This is a genomic window from Orrella sp. JC864 (genome assembly GCF_037026685.1).
GTDB lineage: Bacteria > Pseudomonadota > Gammaproteobacteria > Burkholderiales > Burkholderiaceae_B > Orrella.
The window spans coordinates 155,586-172,827 of record NZ_JBANET010000006.1 but is presented as its reverse complement, the minus strand read 5'-3'; the positions used below and the strand labels follow the sequence as shown (position 1 = coordinate 172,827).

Genomic DNA, 17,242 nt, shown 5'->3' with positions numbered 1-17,242 from the left:
GGCGCTATTTCCAGCGACCGATGGCTTGGCCGTTGATCCAAAAGTTGGGAAGCGAGGAGGTGTGCCGTTGGTATACGAAACCGGAGCAGCTAGTCTGGCTGCTGTTCTCCGCCTTGATGTTGACGACTTCGGAGAACCCACAAACTGCGTTAACGGCCAGGATCGGGAAATCAGTGAATGCTTGCTGGAAGTTCCAAGACCACGGCCAGACGCCGGGGGCGTAGCTCCCTTCCCAATATCGTAAATCCTGGATCATCGTGCCATCGCCGAAGCGGTACACCCGCCGCCGACTGGTCCAGCCCGCGCCGGACGAATTCGCCTGCTCGAATGGCGCCATGCCCACCGGCAGCCCGTTCTTGCACACAACCCATTCGGTCCCTGTGCACTCCACCAGCGCCGGCCCGCTCGCCGTATTCGTGCACCAGGCCAATGCGCCCTCGTTCTGTGCGGTGGCGAGCGGGGCGAGCTGTGCTGTAGTGCGCTTGCCAGGCAGGACAAAGTTGGCCGCCACCAAGCGCTCCAGGATCGACACGCGCTCGCCGGGCACCAGCTCAAGCAGGCTGGCCAGTGCCTGCCCGCCGGTCTGCACCCCGACAGTAGCCGCCCCACTGGCCACGCCGACCGCCAGCGCCGTGCCCGCGTTCTCGACGCGCAGGCTTTGCTGCAACACGGGGTTCAGCCGAGCCGGCACGCCCAGGTTTTCGCGCGCGGCCACGACATCGAGCAGGTCGCCCAAGTTCTCCAGTGCCTGGAGTGCACCTTCGGCACGATCCGCGGCATTGCCGTAATCGGCGATCAGCTCGGCCGCGCGGTCGGCCAGGCGCTTCGTGTAGCCCTGGACCGGAATCAGCAGATAGCCCTGGCCAGAGGCATTCTGGCCAGCGTACGGCGGCGCGATGGACAGCGCCGTATTCGACGCGACGTTCGTGACCTCATACAGCCTGCCGTCGGGGCCCTGGAACGCGTCACCCGTCCGGGCATTCGCCACCCATGCCGTCCCGCTGCCCGTGACGGTCACGTTGCCGTTAGAGACGGATACGGTTCCCGCTCGATACCATGCCATCGGCACTACTCCATGAAAATGGCCCGCATCAGGCGGGCCGAGGATTGGTCTTGGGATAGCGCGCCTTGACGGCGCGGCATTGCTCTATCCATTCAAGTGTCGCTGGCGGCAGCTCGATGCCCTGGCGGCGCAGCGCGTCGGCCATTTGCATGACCGCGTCCAGCTGATCGCCGATGTCGGGGTATGCGCGGCGCCGTAGCGCGACCGCATCAGGCTCATGCCGGATTTTCAATCGTGAACTCCTTGTCCAGATAGGGCCACGCCCGCACCATGACCCTGAACGTCCCCGGCACCGAAAACTCCAATTCGGCGCGGGTGTCGTCGCATTCGTACTCTTGCCCGTCGATATCGATTCGGCACGGCGCCGGCAGATCCACCAGCACCAGGCCCTCCAGGCGCGCAGGGTTCGAAGGCCGCGCAACCACCGCCTCGGCGACAACGTAATCTCGGGCGACATCGGCAGGCTGCAGCACATACTGCAAGCCAAGCCGCGCCGCCAATCCTTCAATGACCCGCTCTTGAAACCACCCGCTTTGCAGGATGCGCCCCGTTCCGTCATAGAAGGTTGCGGGGATCAACACGTCTTCCGGCGGAAGAGCCGCGGCGCCGTTTTCAGTCCCATTCATCGGAATAGCCCTATCAACGAAACTTTCCCAAAGTAGCTGCCGCGGCTGTCATTGTTCTGCCCGGTTACGGAGATGAAGTGCGTGCCAGGCCCAAGCCACGACGAGATAAAGAAGTCTTTGATGCTGAAGTGCGGCGCTACCGCGTCGATCCGGTTCTCGTAGCTGGCCTCTTCCGAAAAGCTGCTGTTCATGCGAAAGAACATTCGTCCAGTGCCCGCGATTCGCGTTGCGCTCACATCGACCATCGCGACCACAAGCCCACCTACAGGCATATGGATCTCAGCCCTGACCGTTTGACTTTGCCAGCGGTCCAGCTCGAAGCTGTAGTCCAGCGCACTACCCGTGGTGACCGAGCCTCCCGCGATCCGCAGCGTGTCGACAGCCAGCTCCTGGATATTGGCGCGCCTGACGTAAGCGGTGTCGATGCTCGCCACCTTCGACACGAACGAGTTGTTGGTGATGGCATCCGCATCGAGGGTGCCGGCAATGATCTTGTTGCCGTGAAGCCTGCGGATCAGCGCATCGTCGATGATGGTCTGACCACCCTCGACAGCAAAGGGCGCCACCACCGACTCGGACAGCTGATCCAGGACCACGAACTGCTGCGCGAACACGGCAAACCGGCTGGTCAGCACGCCGCCCTCACCTTCGGCGCCGATCATGAAGCCGGCGGCTACAGTCTCGCCGCCCTGCGTGACCTGGGCCCGCACCATCATCATCGAGCTGACCCTGCCGTCCAGCTCGGCAACCACCTCGGACGATTGCTCCATCAGCGCGACGGCGGTCCCCACGCTGGCCTGCATGGATTCAATGGCCCGCGCCATCGCCAGCTCGCTCGTGGCGCGCGTGCGGCGCTCCGTCTGGATCATGGCGCGGCTGGCGTGCTCATTGAGCACATCGGCCAGGTCGCCCTCCGCATCCGCCTCCCGGCCGAACTGCGTCATCGAGGAGACGAGCGTGGACACCTGTTCGGCCAGGGCGCCAGTCTCGTCCAGGAACACCTGCTCGATGGTCTGGATGGCTGCCTGCATCGACTCGTTGCGCGCTACGAGCTGGCTGATCTGGCGTGCATGCGTAGCCATGGCGCGCATCTGCTCGGTGATAAACCCCTCGGTGGCGCCGTCCTGGGCCATGAGCTGCAGCTGACGCAAAGCCTGCTCCTCGGTGGCCTGGTCAATCTGCTGGATAGCGGCGGCGTTCTGGCCGACCGACGCGGACACCTCGGAAATACTCTGCGCGAGCGCTGAATCCGCGTCGGCCCGCGCCGTCGCCTCGGTCTGCACCGCCGCCTGGGCGGCCGCGGCCGCCGCACCAGCACCGACCGCCGTCGCCTCGACCGTCTCGAGCTGCGTGGCCATCCCCTCCTGGGCTTGCTGCAGCGTCTGCACCGCCGAATGCACCCCGTCTAGGTCTGACTCGACCTCAGTGAACCGGCTCGCGTATTGGCCCGTGACCTCTTCCAGCGTCTGCGTGCGGGTCGATAGCCCCTCGGCTTCAACCTCCAGTACCTGCAGCCGCGTGGCCTGGCCATCGAGCACGTGCAGCATGTCGGTGATCTGGGTAACGGCCTCGTCTGTGCGTACCGTCAGGCGGGTAAGCTGCTCGACTGCGCCCATCTGCACCCTGCGGATGGTGGTCAGAGAAGCGTCCGTATCGCCCAGGGCGGCACGCAGTTCGAGCACCTGCAGCGCATGCAGATCCCCCTCTTCGCGCAGCTCGGCGATCCCGGTAGTATTTTGCTCAACGATGCCACCTAGCTGCGCCAGGTCTTTGGCCACCTGGCCTACCTGCTGGACGCGAGCCTGAGCCTCAGCGGCTATCTCCTGACCAAGACGCTCGTCCGCCCCCTGCAAGTCGAGCAGGTCCACGTCGATCTGCTCCACACGGTCGAACAGCTGCCGCCCCTGCTCCGACGACATAATCTCGTCGCGGATAGCCTCCAAGTACGGCCCAGCGTCCAGGACAGCCTGGCCGGCTACGCCAGGGCCGGTCGGGTCGGGAAACCAGCCGCCCGGCGCGTCGGCCTCGTCGCGCAGCCGCGCCCAGTACCAGAATCGTTGGCCGACCCGCACCCCCGTTTTCTCGTAGGCCTGCTGCGGCACGCGCGGCTCGGTCAGCAGCTGGGCATCGGCGATATCCGGCGTCTGGGACTCGTAGATCTCGACCGAGCGCAGATACGGTGCATCCGGCAGGGTCCAGCGCAGCCGGATGGCGTACAGCGCCGGCTCGGCTACCAAGGACAGCAGCGCCGGCGGCGGCCCGGCGTTTGCGCTGATCTGGCCCTGCCAGGTGGCCCACGGACCCACCAGCACGCCGATGCCACGCACACGCACGCGCCATGCGCCCGGCTCCAGGCGCACCATGATATTCGGCCGCTCCCCCTCTCCGACCTGATACCAGGTCTGGCCGGCATCGCTACTGGCCTCGAACTCATACCGCGCCGCGCCGCGCGCGGGCGTGGCGGAGATGATCTGCGTGCCCGGCTCGGCGCCGGCGTACACCACTACGCTGTCGATGATCGGCGCAATAACCGGGTTCGGCAGGAGCGAGGGCGGCGGCGGCGGCGGAACATCGCCGCCCTGCTCGGCCACGTGCACGCTAGGCGCGTAATTGACGGCGTCCAGGGTCCACCGGCCTTCCTCGTCCGGGGTCGCGCTCATGACCTGCGCCAGCAGCGCGCGGCGCTCACCGGCGCCAAATGCGTAGTGGGTGAGCTCGTCCTGCACCCCGTCGGACACGTAAATGTCGTCGGCGTCCACGTCCACCAGCCGCATGCGGCGCGTCATCAGCTCGGCGAGATCCGACTCCGACAGGCCGGGCGGCACAGGGGTAGGACCTGCGGGCACGACCCGATAGGGGCCAGCCGGTGAGCCGTCGCGCCGGCGCAGGCTGATGTAGTGGTTTTCGCCCTCATACCACTCGAGCGGCTCGGACGTGGTCAGGGTCAGGCTGGCCGCATCGAACGACTCGATCCAGCCCGACAGGCCCCATTTCGGCACGTCGTGAGAGATCTCCACCAGGTCCGCATATCCCGGGATTGCGCCCTCGAACTCGGTCTGGAACGAGATGAAGCGCCGCTGGTCGCGGTTACGCACCGCCAGCGTGATGCCCTCGCGCCACGCGTGGTCGCGGTTGGTGATACCCGGGATGCGCAGCCGGTACGGCCGCAGCATGGCACTGCCAGCAAGCGCGCAAACGACCTCGTCGTCCTGCCAGGTCGCCTCGTTCGTGAATTCGACAATGATGTGGTCGGGGTCATCGAACTCGGGAAAAGCGTAGTCGATGGACAGGCTGCGCGCGACGATATTGGCCGGCGTGAACATCTGCGTGCGCAGGCTCTTGGCCTCGTCGCGCACGATGTCGATAACGCCGGCGTAGTAGATCGGCATGGCCCGACCGACCCGCGCAATCTGCGTGATGGCCTCCCAGAACGTCACGGTCGTGTCGAATACGCCGTCGAATCGGTCTCCCCGCTGATCCCAGATCTGCGCCAGGCGGTACACGCCGGCCATGTTGATGCGGCTGGTCGGCAGCCCCTTCCCATACCGTGGATTCGTGCACGCGTCTGCAATCGCCCACGCCGGGTTGCGCGTGGCCACCGCGCCGGCGGACCAGCCGTTGATAGGGTGCCATGTGCGCAGCCGGCGCGTGGCGATGACGTTGATGCGTCGCGCCGTCGTCTGGTTCAGGTTGTTCGTCGCCCGGATCCGCATGGCCAGCAGCGTGACATCGCCGTAGTCCTGCTGCGACGGCAGGTACGCGCGCAGGCCCAGCCACGAGATAGCCAGCGCCGACCGCGTCTCCCGGTCAGGGATGTCGGCAGAGGTGCGCTCGACGCTGACCTCCCAGCGCCCCTGCGGCACGCTGTACCGATAGGTGCGGTACTGCGGGGTCGACGTGGCCATTTCCAGGCGCTCGGCACCAAGCAGTACCGTGCTGCCTATCGGCTGCCCACTGTCATCGATCTGGCGCCCGTAGACGTTGAACGTCGTCGCCAAGGGCTCCAGCGCCCCCTTGTAGTTCACGTAGAAGAGCCCACGGGGCAAGACGACATCCACGGCCAGTTCCGTGGTGCGCGTGCCCGCCGGGTTCGCCACGAAGGGGCCTACCGGGCCGGCGCCAGGACCGCCGGCCGCGGGCAGCTCGATGCCCTGTACCGCGCTGGAGGTAACCACGTTGTCGGGGAACAGCGTCACCCGCCCGCCCGGTGGCACGACCTCGTACTGCACCTCCGAGAAGTTGCCGACGTCGGTGTCCTCGATCTGGATCCTCTCGATGTCGTACTCGCCCTGGCCCACCATGAAGAGCTGGTACAGGTAGGTCTCATTGCCCTCCATCTCGGTGTAGGGCTGAGACGCGAAATCGAGATAGCTGCGGTACCGGCCGTAGCGCACCGGAATGGCCTCGAACGGCCTGGCCATATTGCCCTGGGCGCCGATGGTGTAGGTCGGGCTGGCCCCCTCGCGCTCCATCGTGCTGGGCAAGCGCGCCGGCGGGAAAAGCGAGTTGATCGCCATGCCGCCGACGATGGCTACCGCCGCCGCCGCGCCTGCACCGACCGCCAGCGCGCCCGCGCTCGTTGCGGCAACGCCCGCGGCGCTCGCGTATGCACCAGCAGCCCACGCTCCAACGCCAGCCGTCACCGCCGCCAATGCAACCATTGCGACGATTTGCAGCGGATTGGAGCCCCCGCCGCCGGCCGGCAGCACCACCACCAGCACAGCGTCATCGGCGACCAGGCGCCGCGCCCAGCGAGCCTGCAGCAGCCACTCGCCATTGACCTGCACCACGAAGGGCACCGGGCGGCGAATGGCTTTCCCACGGCCCTGGATAAAGCCCTGGCGGCGCAGGACGGTATCCAGGCGGGTGCCGCGGCGCACAGTGACCGTTTGCTGGTCCATCTGCGGCCGGAAAGGGTCGCGGCGGATGATGACGCTAGGCATGGAATCGATGGAATTTCGGATTGGAATAGCCGAGGGATACGAGGCCGCGCATGGGCGTGAATACGACGCCGCAGCCCTCCAGGGCATGAAGCACGCCGCCGCCGTCCAGGTCCAGGTAAATGCCGACGTGGGGATCATTGCCGGCGCGCAGCAGCACGCCGTCGCCGTGGGCCGGCAGGTCCACCACTTCCCATTCACCGGACTTGAGCTTGCGCGAATACAAGCGCTTTGCGGCCTGGCCTAGAACCGTGTCGGGCACCCCGCCGCCGAAATGGCGCGCGCGGCATTCGTGCAGAAGCCCCCAGCAGTCGTAGGCATCCGGCCCACGGGCGCCAAAACGCCAGGGCAGCCCGATGTAGCGATTGGCGTCGTCGGCAGTCATCGGAACAGCCCCGGGAATCGCGACCGGATGTACTTCTCGGCGGGGAACGGATAGTTGTGCACGTCGGCAAGCGTGGCGGTGCCCGTCACGGTCAGCGCCGACACGCTGACCTGCGTCAGCGACATGGTGATCGGCGGATCCATCTGCGGGCGGCTCAGGTCCGTGGACAGGTATGGCCGGTACGTGACGCCGATGGGCACCGGCGAATGCGCGGCAGCCTCCACGTGCGTCACCACCAACTCCGATACGCCGTCCAGGGTGATCTGCAAGCTGGGCACCCTGGCCTCCTCGAACCCGGGCAGCCGGAAGCGGAACGCCCCGGCCTGAAAGTCCACCTCCTCGCCCGCATGCAGCGGGGCATAGGCCTCAAGGCGCGCACGGATATCCTCGTAGCCGATGACCACCCGAATAGCAGTAGGGTGGCCGTAGTCGTCCAGGAAATTGGGGTGCCGCAGTTCGAGCGTGTCGAAAATCACTCGGTCGCGCGGCGCCGAGGCGTATGCCTCGGCCAGTGCTTGTTCAAGGGACATAGGCGCCCAAAAAAGAAGACGCCGCCCGGAGGCGGCTTATGCGTTGCTGAGGGTTTCGACCTGGCCGGTGATTCGCCAGTGGCGAGTCCCGACCATGTCCTCTTTCGGCGGGGCGACCCATTGGACTCGGCGCAAGCGCGCTCCACCCGGCCCGGTAGTCATCAACATGAACCAGCCGGAGTAGTTGACGAGCTCCTCTTCACAGAAGCGCTGCCACCGGTCGTACTCCTCCTGGTCGAAAAAGAAGTTGACCGAGATGGTGATGGGATAAACGCGAAACCGCGCCCGGTTCCGCGACGTCCCGTTGTCCATTTCGGTCCGCAGGAATGGGGCCTTCGGCTGGCGCCCGTACTGCGTGGTGGGCGCGGTCCCCGTCCAGACTGGAATCGTCATCTAGCCCCTCACTTTGCGCTGGAGTCCATACGTCCGCTCCTGGGCGCGCACGAATTCGCCTTGCCCGCTAGACACCTCACGGGCCAGCCGGCCGCTAAACTGCTTCCAGATCAGGTCAATGTTGATGCCTCCGGACGGGTCCTGCCGCACTTGAACTTCCGGCTCGGACTGGGCACCGATGTTGTTGATGGTGATTCGCGGCGGCGCAGTGGCGGCCGTTGCCCCCGGCACCGGTACTGTGCTTATCGCGCCCGCCTGCGCCGCATCGCGTAGCGGGGTCACATATCCACCCTGGTCGCCTGCCATCAGGTAGGTACGGCCGCGCTCGGTGTACAGCTCAGGCCCTTCCTCGTTGACCTCATACAGGCCGAACGCGCGAGTCGGACCGCCGCGGGCGAGGCCTGGCGGTCTGGTCAGGTCCACCGTAGGGATAAGACCGCCGACCGGGAGCTGCGAAATGCCGAAACCACCAGCCACGTTCGGCACCACCTGGCCGATACCATGATTGAGCGCGTTGGCCAGCGGCCCGGTGATGTTCCGGCGCACGGTTATTCTCAGCAGGTCGTTGAGGATGCTGTCTACGACCCGGGACGCTTCCAATTTCATCCCGCGCATGGCCGACACGAAATCATCTTCCATCGTCCGGAATGCGTTGCCAGCGGCCTCCCCCAAATCCTGGTACAGATTGCGCGACTCGTCGGAATAGTTCCGAAGCGCGTCCATTGCACCTAGGCGCCAGCTTTCCTCGATCTGCCAGCGGTCGGCATAGTGCTGACGGACCATATCCAATTCAGTAGCGAGTGACTGCTGGATTTGCGCGTACTCGCGGTCGCCGAGCCCATGCACCGAATTTCGCCGCAGCTCGATCAGGTCTCGGTATCGGTCCTCAACCTCTGCAAGGGCAGAGTTCAACTCCCGCACCCGGTTTCCCTGGCCGAAGCTGCCCAGTTCCCGCATGAACTGCATCTGCGTTACGGACTGCTGAGCGCGCAAGTCGCGCAGTATCCGCTCGGTTTCAACTTGCTGATTCAGGTAGTCAAGGGTCCGGGCCAGCCGTTCGGCCTCCCCTCGCTGTCCCTCTTCCTTGAATTTGAGGGTGCCCGAGGCTATCCGCGCATTAAGCTGCTCGAGTTGGGTTTCTTTGCCAAGCAGCTCAACGCGCTCACGCATCTGCTCGATAAACCGCTGGCCTTCGTCTGCCGTTTCTCGCCGTGGTCGCTTGGACACAGCGGTTGCACGGTCGATGATGTCCGCCGCCTTGCGGGCCGCCTCGAGGTCGTCGTCCGAGTAGATCAGTTTCCCGGCCTTCACCAGCGCATCGAGCTGCTGACGTTGAGTGGTCAGTCCGGCCGTAAGGGCGCGGTCCTGCAGCCGTTCCAAGTACGTCTTACCGGCTTCGTCGGTCTCGCGCAAGGCGCCGGCCAGAGCACCCTGTGCATTAGCCGCTTCCCGGGCCGAATCTGCCAATCGCTGTTGCTCGGCGGTCAGCACGGCGACCTGCTGGGCGGTCCGCCGTGCAGGTTCCTGTGCAGCCGCCACTGCGGCCGCAGCCTGGCGGTACGTGGTCGCCTGCTCCTGCGTGATCCGCCCGGACTCCGCCCACATATCGATCAGGTCGGCCATTGCCTGCTGCATCTGTTCCGACGACAGATCAGTGTCGGCCGCAATTGCTTGCATCTCCACGCGCATTTGGGCGCGCATCTGAGCTACTGCGCGCGTACCGCGAGCGGTCGTTGGGTTGAGGCTATCGACAAAGTCGTTGACCGCTCGCGCCGCCTCACGCGCTTGCTGGGCCTGCAATTCGCCCAACCTGGCCAGCGCACTTTCCCGTTGCAGCACTCCCAGCTCGCGGAACTTCTCGATCGTGGTCTGCAACGGCTGGTCGATGTCGATCAGGCTGTCACGAGACCTATCCGTGGAGTTCGCAAAGTACACCCACGCTGCACCCGCCGCAGAAAGGCCCAAAGTTAGGGCGCCAATGGGGCCACCTATGAGGCCCGACAACGAAAGGGCAAGGGTGCGATTTGCCGCAGCAAGCGATTGGGTAGAAGCGGCCAGCGCTGCCTGTGCCGGAACCAATTGGGTCTGCACGACAGTGAGCCGCTGCATGCCCGTCGCAGCGGCCACTGCAGCCTGCGCTTCGGCGACTCGGGCTGCTGCAAATGCGCGGCTTGCGGCGGCAGAATTGCGGGTGGCCGCCGCGTCCGCGATTTTGGCTACGGTCAGCTGGCCAGTTGCCACCCCGGCAGCAATAGCGCGTGCCGTGTACGCCGCCAAAAGCCCGCCAGCGGCCAGTACTGCCACGTTCAACACGGAATCGAGGTTATCGCCAAGGCTCACTAGCGCGGCAGCCATCGACGCCGTGACCTGGTTCGCCTCATTGGCAGTACCGATGTACTCGCCGAACGCATTGCTCACATTGTTCATTGCGTCCCGCACGGTGGTCGGCATGCCTTCCACCTGGCGCATGATCTCGTCGTAGCTCCCGGCAAGCGCCTGCGCGATCATGTTGACGGACAGCTGCCCGCTAGCGCCCAACTTGCGGATCTCTTCCGCCGACTTTCCGCTGTGCTGCGCCAGGACCTCGACCAAACTGTCCAGGGACGAATAGATCGTGATCCAGCCTTGTGCGTCCAACTTTCCTTTCTGCAACGCCGTAGACAGCGCCCGCTGTGCAGCGACCGCCCTGTCAGCGCTGGCAGCGTTCACAACCAGCAAGCCACTGAAGGCGTCAACGGCGTCCAGGCTCTGCTCCAGCGACATCCCCATCTGCCGCAGGACCGGCGATAGCTGAATGAACGACTCCCGCGTCTCGTTGATGTTCCGGTACGTCGCATTGGCGCTTTGCAGCATCCGCCGCTGTACCAGGTCGTACTCCTCGGCGCTCTGCGTGGCCATCCGGATCCGACTGGCGAACTGCCCCCAGTCGTCGGCGATGTCGATCACATTCATCGCCGAAAGCCCTGCGATCCCACCAATAAAAGCACGACGCAATGCCAGGGTTGCCTGAGTGGCCGACCTATCGGTGTCATCGAGGGACCGATTAATGCGGTCTACGCCCTGCGCGCCGCGCGTGGCCTGCTGGCCAGCCTGGCTATAGGCCCGGCCGGCATCCCGCGCGGTACGCCCCGCTCTGCCCGCACTGGTGCTCACACGCACGCCGGCATCTTCCAAGGCCTGCATGGCTTGCGCCAGCCCCTCGGCGTCGGTCTTGGCATTGCGGCTGTCGATGACAATCGCTAGGCGGCTTTCACTCATGGTTCATCACTCACGTCGTCGTGTCATTCACGGTCCAAGGCGTCAAGCGCGAAGACACATGCGTCCAGTTCGGCCCTGGGGAGTGGCGACGGATGCGCAGCAAGAACGTCGGATATATCGGCCACGGATATGGGCAGCAGTACCGCACCACCTTGAGCGGGCACCATGCGCCGGGCGCGAGCGGCGAGTTGGTACACCGCGATTACATGGGCCGTGATGGCGTCGATCTCCGGCGGGTCAGGAATCCGTACGCCAAGCCTGCTGGCGATCAGCTTTTGTTTTTCGCTTCGGCTTCCCCACTCGCGCTGCCAGCGGTACCTGGCGACGACTTTCCCCTCGTTTCCTCGACCTCCCTGTGGTGACTCGCCGCCACGTCGGAGGCCTCTTTAAGGACCCAGAGAAAGAAGCGGATGTCGGTCTTGAGGGTTGCCACCGCCGCTTTCGGCGAATAGGGCACCGGGTTGCCGTTGGCGTCGGCCGCCCCCTTCCAATCCCTCACAACGAAGTGCCCAAGCAAGGTGCACTGCGTCGCGTGTTCGGTCTCTTCGCCATCCAGGACCAGGACCTGCTCGGCGCCGGCCAGGCGGTCCAGGGCCTGCGTGCGGCGCCTGGCACGTGCAAGGGCAATTTGGTACTCGTCGTTGTCCAGGCTGTCGATAAGGACGCTGGTTTGCGCGTCGTACTCACGCCACTGCGCCACCGACCTCGGTTTTTGGCGCTCCTCCGTGTGGACGGTCAAAGGCATGATCAGTCCTCGCCTTCCGTAGCGGCCGCAACGCGCGTGATGAACGGAGCCACCTTGGCGACGGTCCAGTTCAAGGTGGCCTGGATGATGTCGCGCTTGCCGCCATTGGGCAGCTCGCCGTCGAATTCAATCGAAGGGAAGGCGAAGACGTATCGGTTGCCCAAGCTGTCCTCGATGGGGAAGGACACCGCGAAGGGCTTGCGGGTCAGTTGCTCCTTCCAGATCAGCCAGGCGCGCTTGGACCATGCGAGCGTGATCGTCCCCGTGATCGCTGCCTCGGTCTCGATAATGGCGCCCGGCCCGAGCCGGCCAGAGCCCAAGCAGCGCTGCAGCTGCACGGTGTTGTCGACGTTGACCGTCATGGCCGACACGCAGGCCGCCCCGGCCAGGGAAATCCCATCCACGGTGATATCGCCCACCGCCAGGGACGACATGAAAGGCGTCGTCGTGGCCGCGGCCGGGCTCGTCACGAACGACGATTCGCCGTCCTCATAGTCCAGAGCCTGGCCGCCGATGGTCAACGTGATCTTGCCCTCCTCGGGGATCTCGATCGACCCGGTGGCGGCGTGCACGCCCTTGAACAGGTGATAGGTGCCCACGTCGGTGAACGCCTTTTGGACGCTGAAGGTGTGGCGCGTGGTCCCCACGGTCAGCACGTCGTTGGTCCAGTTGCCGTAGAACAGCGCCTCGAGGAAATCATCGAAAGTGCCGAAGGACATCTCCCCGACCAGGTCGCCGCCTATCGTCAGGCCGGTGACCACGCTGCCCTGACTGATGCGCGAGTCCGTGATTTCGTCGCTGACTTGAGTGGTGGGCGTGGGCGACAAGCTGTTGCCCGTCAGGCGGGCTGTTTTCCACGCGCCGGCAGCCGGGCTGGCTGGGGTCACGCCAGGCGTGGATTCCTTGATGTAGTGGGTGACAACTTTGGCTCCGCTGCTCACGGCTGCCTCCTATGCTCAATGCGCCCGCACAGAGCGGGCAAAAAAAACCCGCCGAAGCGGGTCGTTCGAGGTGGTTGTTGGCTATCCGGCTCGGTAAGCCACGCGAACGTTCTGCTGGTAGAAGCCATCGGCCGGCCCCACGTCTACGTGGCTGGCCTCCAAGCACTCCAGCTCACCGTGGCGCCAGTACGCGAAATGCACCTCCAGGGCGTCGGCCAGTTCGGTCAACGGCTTGATGCCGGTACGCTCGCGCGCAAAGCACTGCACAACGATCAGGCCGGGCTTGCGGGTGTAGGGACGATCCGCCATGCCGGCCATAAAGGCAGGCCCGGGCTGAATCGACAGGCGGCACCAAAGCCCCTCGTCCGGCGGGGCGAATATCCCCGGATGGTTCGGATACGCAATGCGCGACTGTTCAAGGCCGCTGAAGGCCGCCATGCGGCCCACAATGGCTTGTCGGATCTCTTCGTAGGTCATTTCGCGTGCTTGGCCCGCAGGAACTCGAACGCGGGTCCGTAGATTCCGGACGGCGCCCGCTGCGAATGACCGTCCTCCAGGCGCTGCGCGTAGGCGATGTTGTTCTGCACCACGGCGTACCCGTAGGCCGTATCGATTTGGCCGATGACGGCCTCGCCCCTGGCCAGGGTGTCCTGCCCGCTGGGGTCGGCGGCCAGGGGATCGGAGGAAAGATCCTCGCCGTCCAGGCTCACCTTGTGATTGCCCTTGTACGCGCCCGTATCGACGGGCGAACCCGAAATAACGGCCTGGAGCGCGTCGGACGTAATGACCTTGCGTTTGTCCACGAGATCATCCTCGACTACCTTGATAAAGGCGGTCGGCTTCGTTCCTCCCCAGGCCATTACGCCACCTCCCAGGCATCAACCCAGGACGGACCCTTGACGCTGCCATCCTTGAGCAGCAAGCAGCGCCGTCCCAACGTCTTGCACTCCATGCCGAACGGCGTCCTGCGGGCGATGTGGAATGACACTTCGCCATCGTGGTGTAGCAGTGCCACAATCTTTCGCTGCGTCACGGCAGCCCATATTTTCATCAGCAGCACCATCACACCTTCCGAAGTTGCACGACCCAGGTGACGGCGGCCGGGTCCTGCCCGACGGACTCCACCCTCATGCCGTTGATCTTGTCGCCCACGGCTGGCGTGCCGGTCGTCTCGGCCTGCAAGGCAAGCAGCCGCACGTCGGTCGCCAGCACGCGCACGCCGTCGATCTCCTCGCTTCGATATCCGCCAAACGCGCCGCGGCCGCTGTAGGTCTCCGTGATCCCCGGCCGCGTCTCGGTCACCGGGTCATACGGCCCTACACCCGCGACCCGCGAACCCTCGAACGGGCGGATGGCGTCGGCGAGGTCGTCATCGAAGGCTTCGGCCAGGTCAGCTGTAATTTCGTCGCGCAGCCCCACATCAACTCCCTTCGCTCTTTCGGCACGGATCCGGCTTCCATGTCATCCGTTTGGCCTTGATCGTTCGCTTACCCAGCGCCAGCGCCTTGATGACGCGGTGTCGGCCGTCGGCGATGCCGCCGTTCCAGTCCAGCAAGATCGGCACATCCAGGTCGGCCCGCATCACCTTGCGAACGTGGAAGGCCAATCCGTGCATGTTGCTGCCCTTCCAGATCTCCCCCGACAGATCCAGCGCCGCCAGCGGGCAATCGAAAATCGGCAGGTCTTTGGCATCATCGACCAAGCGCGCCACTGAATACTGGTTGCCCTGGCCGTCGTCGTAGTAGTCCTGGAGTGGATCGATGGGCCGGAACTCGACCCTAGGCGGCTTTAGGTGCTGTCCCATGTCACCCCGTCACGGCATGCAGCCAGGGCTTGACTACCCCCCACAGCCACGGAACACCCCAGAACAGCAATGCCATGATCGCCGCGCCGGCGATACCGCACGCGATCATGAGCGCGGTAAACGCGCCATCCAGTCCACTTCCGTACATGCTCATACCCTCTTCAACATCACCACTCCGGCGCCGAGCCCGCCGCGCCAGGGCTTAAGCAAGGCCAGCGCGAGGTTTTCCCCGGCCGACACCACGCGGTGCCCATGCGCGAACGTCTTGGACGTGGAGACCTCGCCAGCCGAGGCCGACTTGCTCATAAGCCCGTGCTCGGTCTGTCCGTAGATCCGGCCGGCGGCGGCCTCGCGCGCGATGTAGGCCGCGGCGCGCGGCCATTGTTCGGGCATCGGGTCCAGCGCGGGCAAGTCCTGGTCTGACATCCAGACGTTGGCGATGAAGATCGCCTCGGCCTTCTTGTCCGCCGCCGCCCATCCATCGCCCAGCAGCTCGTCCACCTGGGCGACCGTCACGTACTCCGTCACGGTCAGGCCCCCGCCTGTTTCCGGGGCGGCCGGCCACGCCGCTTCGGCGCTTCGGCGGAGGGCACCGTCGTCGGCTGGCCGGCGGGAGGAACGGTCTCCGGGGCCGCCCCGCTTATAGGTGTCGGCACGGGCTCTCCACCAGCCGTCGGGGCTGTTGCTACCGCAGTGCCTCCATTGGTCTCTGCCTCGGCACCCGAGCTCAGCTCGGGCACAGACGGCCGATTCTCCGTTTGCGCCGCTTCGCCCGGCAGGCCAACGCCGGGCACGAGGTGATCAATGAGGAAGCGCTGGCATTGCCCGCTGCGCATTTCCTCCAGCGTCCACTGCCCATAGGCCAGACGGGCGAAGTAGGCACGCCGGTCTTCGATGCTCGGCAGCTGTTCGCCTGCCAGGTCCTCGTAGGCGGCGCCGGGCCCGCAAACCACCGGCACGCCGGCCAGCAGGGCATCGTGGCCCACATTGCTGTTGTAGGCCACGACCAACCGCGCTCCGGCGAGCGACTCCGCCAGCGGCCGGCGGTCGCTTTCCACCCCGGGCAGATCGACGCCGCCTCGCGGGTGCGGCCGGTACACCGCCCCAGCGCGCGCTCCCAACTGCTCGGCCAGCCACGATTGCAGCGCCTCGGCATCGAGGCCATGCGCGGCGTCCCCTGGGACTTGGCCGCAGACGAGAACGTAGCCCTGCGGGTCGCCACCCTGCTCGACCACCTCAAGACCCAGTGCGTCGAACCGGTCAGGCGGACACGCGAAGGCCGGCACCCTGTTCAACCCGGCCAAGCCGACTTGGAAGTAGCCCGCGGCCGCTTCGGACGGATCGTTGACCCGACGCATGTAGCCCCAGTCGATCACCACCACCGGCACGCCGGCGGCGGCGTAGGTGTCGCGTACGCGCCGGCCCGCTTTCATGCCATACACCACCACGAGGTCGAACGTCTCTCGTTCGCCGTAGTAATGGTCCGTTGCGCGCACGCTGGCACCGGCGCCGCAGAGGCGGAATCCCTCCACGAGCGCCGGCGCTACTGCGTGATGCGCGCCAGCGTAGATGCCGACGCGCATGCCTTAGCTCCCCGCGCCGGCGTCGCCGGTCAGGTTGATCAGTACGCCGGCCGTCGACTTATCGCTGGCCGCGTGCTTGTGCCAGTTGGCGCCGGAGCCCAGGGCGGACATCGTCGGGTTGGCGCCGCCGGTATCTTCCTTCCACGAGTAGCCGAGCAGGTTGAGGTTCACCGTGCCCTCGGCGCGGATGCCGATGGCCAGGTTTTCCTGGTCGTTGATCGGGTAACTGCGGAAGCCCGGGGCCTGGGACTCCACCACTTCGGACGCCCCCGGTTGCAGCGCCAGGATGCGATTGGCCGGCATTTGGTCCGTCACCAGCACCGGACGTCCCAGCGTGCCCGGCAGACCGCCGTACACCACCACATCGGCTTCGCCGTACAGCTTGTTGGCAATGGCTTCGTCCACGATATCGAAATAGCTGGCCGAGTCCATGACCCACAGTGCGATACGGCTGAAGCGGTCGCCGAAGCGGCGCAGGCCGCGCGTCAGGGTCTTCTTGCCGTCCACGGCGATGCTGCCCGTAACGACGGTACCGGCATTGGCGCCGATGGCAGCGACGAGCGAGTTCACGCTGTAGCGGATGAAGCCCTCGATGGTCGCGTCGGCGAGATCCTGGCCGACGATCATCGAGAACTCTTCCGGGGTGCGCGCGCGGCGCTTGAACGCTTCCTCGGTGGACTGGTACGGGCCGTACTTCCACGGCACCTTCACGCCGACGCGCTCGAGGTGGCTGATGGCCTTGCCTTCGGGCTTGTCCGTCGAGTTGACGTTGCGGTGCTCGAGGGTGCCGCCGATGCGGTAGAAGGTGCGCTTCTGGAAGTCACCTTCGATCAGCTCGTTGCGCAGCACGATCGCGCCGGCGGATGCGGCGTTGAACACATCGAGGTTGTCCTGGATGCGCTCCAGGTAGGCGGTCTGCGCCAGATCGTTGTAGATGATCAGGTCGCTGTTGACGGTGGTCGTCATGTCGATTC

The 17,242-nt window shown here is 65.5% G+C and carries 19 protein-coding genes; all 19 read right to left on the bottom strand.

Going from position 1 to position 17,242, the window contains the following annotated elements; genetic code table 11:
- Positions 1 to 4: 4 nt before the first annotated feature.
- The 19 genes from V8Z80_RS08585 to V8Z80_RS08495 all read right to left on the bottom strand — a co-directional run bounded on the left by V8Z80_RS08585 (position 5) and on the right by V8Z80_RS08495 (position 17,234).
- Positions 5 to 1,063 (bottom strand): hypothetical protein, encoded by a 1,059-nt coding sequence (locus V8Z80_RS08585; protein ID WP_336061724.1) that lies wholly within the window; start codon positions 1,061 to 1,063, stop codon positions 5 to 7.
- 28 nt (positions 1,064 to 1,091) lie between these two features.
- The gene (locus tag V8Z80_RS08580) at positions 1,092 to 1,214 is read right to left on the bottom strand and encodes a hypothetical protein (protein ID WP_336061723.1); all 123 of its coding nucleotides are present in this window, start codon (positions 1,212 to 1,214) and stop codon (positions 1,092 to 1,094) included.
- Between the two features lie 64 nt (positions 1,215 to 1,278).
- Complete coding sequence (locus V8Z80_RS08575) at positions 1,279 to 1,689, bottom strand: hypothetical protein (protein ID WP_336061722.1); 411 nt, start codon at positions 1,687 to 1,689, stop codon at positions 1,279 to 1,281.
- Positions 1,686 to 6,632 (bottom strand): host specificity factor TipJ family phage tail protein, encoded by a 4,947-nt coding sequence (locus V8Z80_RS08570; protein WP_336061721.1) that lies wholly within the window; start codon positions 6,630 to 6,632, stop codon positions 1,686 to 1,688. Before V8Z80_RS08570 ends, V8Z80_RS08575 begins: the two co-directional genes overlap by 4 nt.
- Complete coding sequence (locus V8Z80_RS08565) at positions 6,625 to 7,014, bottom strand: NlpC/P60 family protein (RefSeq protein WP_336061720.1); 390 nt, start codon at positions 7,012 to 7,014, stop codon at positions 6,625 to 6,627. Before V8Z80_RS08565 ends, V8Z80_RS08570 begins: the two co-directional genes overlap by 8 nt.
- Positions 7,011 to 7,544, bottom strand: coding sequence for a DUF1833 family protein (locus tag V8Z80_RS08560; protein WP_336061719.1), 534 nt, complete (start codon positions 7,542 to 7,544; stop codon positions 7,011 to 7,013). Before V8Z80_RS08560 ends, V8Z80_RS08565 begins: the two co-directional genes overlap by 4 nt.
- Positions 7,545 to 7,580: 36 nt before the next feature.
- Positions 7,581 to 7,937, bottom strand: coding sequence for a hypothetical protein (locus V8Z80_RS08555; protein ID WP_336061718.1), 357 nt, complete (start codon positions 7,935 to 7,937; stop codon positions 7,581 to 7,583).
- A complete protein-coding gene (locus tag V8Z80_RS08550) occupies positions 7,938 to 11,195 on the bottom strand; it encodes a tape measure protein (protein ID WP_336061717.1) in 3,258 nt (1,085 codons plus the stop codon).
- Between the two features lie 268 nt (positions 11,196 to 11,463).
- Complete coding sequence (locus V8Z80_RS08545; protein WP_336061716.1) at positions 11,464 to 11,940, bottom strand: hypothetical protein; 477 nt, start codon at positions 11,938 to 11,940, stop codon at positions 11,464 to 11,466.
- Positions 11,941 to 11,942: 2 nt separating this feature from the next.
- The gene (locus tag V8Z80_RS08540) at positions 11,943 to 12,881 is read right to left on the bottom strand and encodes a phage tail tube protein (protein WP_336061715.1); all 939 of its coding nucleotides are present in this window, start codon (positions 12,879 to 12,881) and stop codon (positions 11,943 to 11,945) included.
- 81 nt (positions 12,882 to 12,962) lie between these two features.
- Positions 12,963 to 13,358: a phage tail terminator-like protein gene (locus V8Z80_RS08535; RefSeq protein WP_336061714.1), complete on the bottom strand. Its 396-nt coding sequence runs from the start codon at positions 13,356 to 13,358 to the stop codon at positions 12,963 to 12,965.
- Positions 13,355 to 13,684 carry a hypothetical protein gene (locus tag V8Z80_RS08530; RefSeq protein ID WP_336061713.1) on the bottom strand — a complete coding sequence of 110 codons (330 nt, stop codon included), beginning with the start codon at positions 13,682 to 13,684 and terminating at the stop codon, positions 13,355 to 13,357. Before V8Z80_RS08530 ends, V8Z80_RS08535 begins: the two co-directional genes overlap by 4 nt.
- Before the next feature lie 56 nt (positions 13,685 to 13,740).
- Positions 13,741 to 13,944: a hypothetical protein gene (locus V8Z80_RS08525; RefSeq protein ID WP_336061712.1), complete on the bottom strand. Its 204-nt coding sequence runs from the start codon at positions 13,942 to 13,944 to the stop codon at positions 13,741 to 13,743.
- The gene (locus tag V8Z80_RS08520; RefSeq protein ID WP_336061711.1) at positions 13,944 to 14,300 is read right to left on the bottom strand and encodes a hypothetical protein; all 357 of its coding nucleotides are present in this window, start codon (positions 14,298 to 14,300) and stop codon (positions 13,944 to 13,946) included. Before V8Z80_RS08520 ends, V8Z80_RS08525 begins: the two co-directional genes overlap by 1 nt.
- 1 nt (position 14,301) lies before the next feature.
- On the bottom strand, positions 14,302 to 14,685 hold the full coding sequence (locus V8Z80_RS08515; RefSeq protein WP_336061710.1) for a hypothetical protein: 384 nt from the start codon (positions 14,683 to 14,685) through the stop codon (positions 14,302 to 14,304).
- Between the two features lies 1 nt (position 14,686).
- Positions 14,687 to 14,839 (bottom strand): hypothetical protein, encoded by a 153-nt coding sequence (locus tag V8Z80_RS08510; protein ID WP_336061709.1) that lies wholly within the window; start codon positions 14,837 to 14,839, stop codon positions 14,687 to 14,689.
- Positions 14,836 to 15,213, bottom strand: coding sequence for a hypothetical protein (locus V8Z80_RS08505; protein ID WP_336061708.1), 378 nt, complete (start codon positions 15,211 to 15,213; stop codon positions 14,836 to 14,838). The genes V8Z80_RS08510 and V8Z80_RS08505 overlap by 4 nt, the downstream gene beginning before the upstream one ends.
- A 2-nt stretch (positions 15,214 to 15,215) precedes the next feature.
- The gene (locus V8Z80_RS08500) at positions 15,216 to 16,268 is read right to left on the bottom strand and encodes a hypothetical protein (protein ID WP_336061707.1); all 1,053 of its coding nucleotides are present in this window, start codon (positions 16,266 to 16,268) and stop codon (positions 15,216 to 15,218) included.
- Between the two features lie 3 nt (positions 16,269 to 16,271).
- Entirely contained in the window at positions 16,272 to 17,234 is a 963-nt protein-coding gene (locus tag V8Z80_RS08495) for a major capsid protein (protein WP_336061706.1), read from the bottom strand.
- Between the last annotated feature and the right edge of the window lie 8 nt (positions 17,235 to 17,242).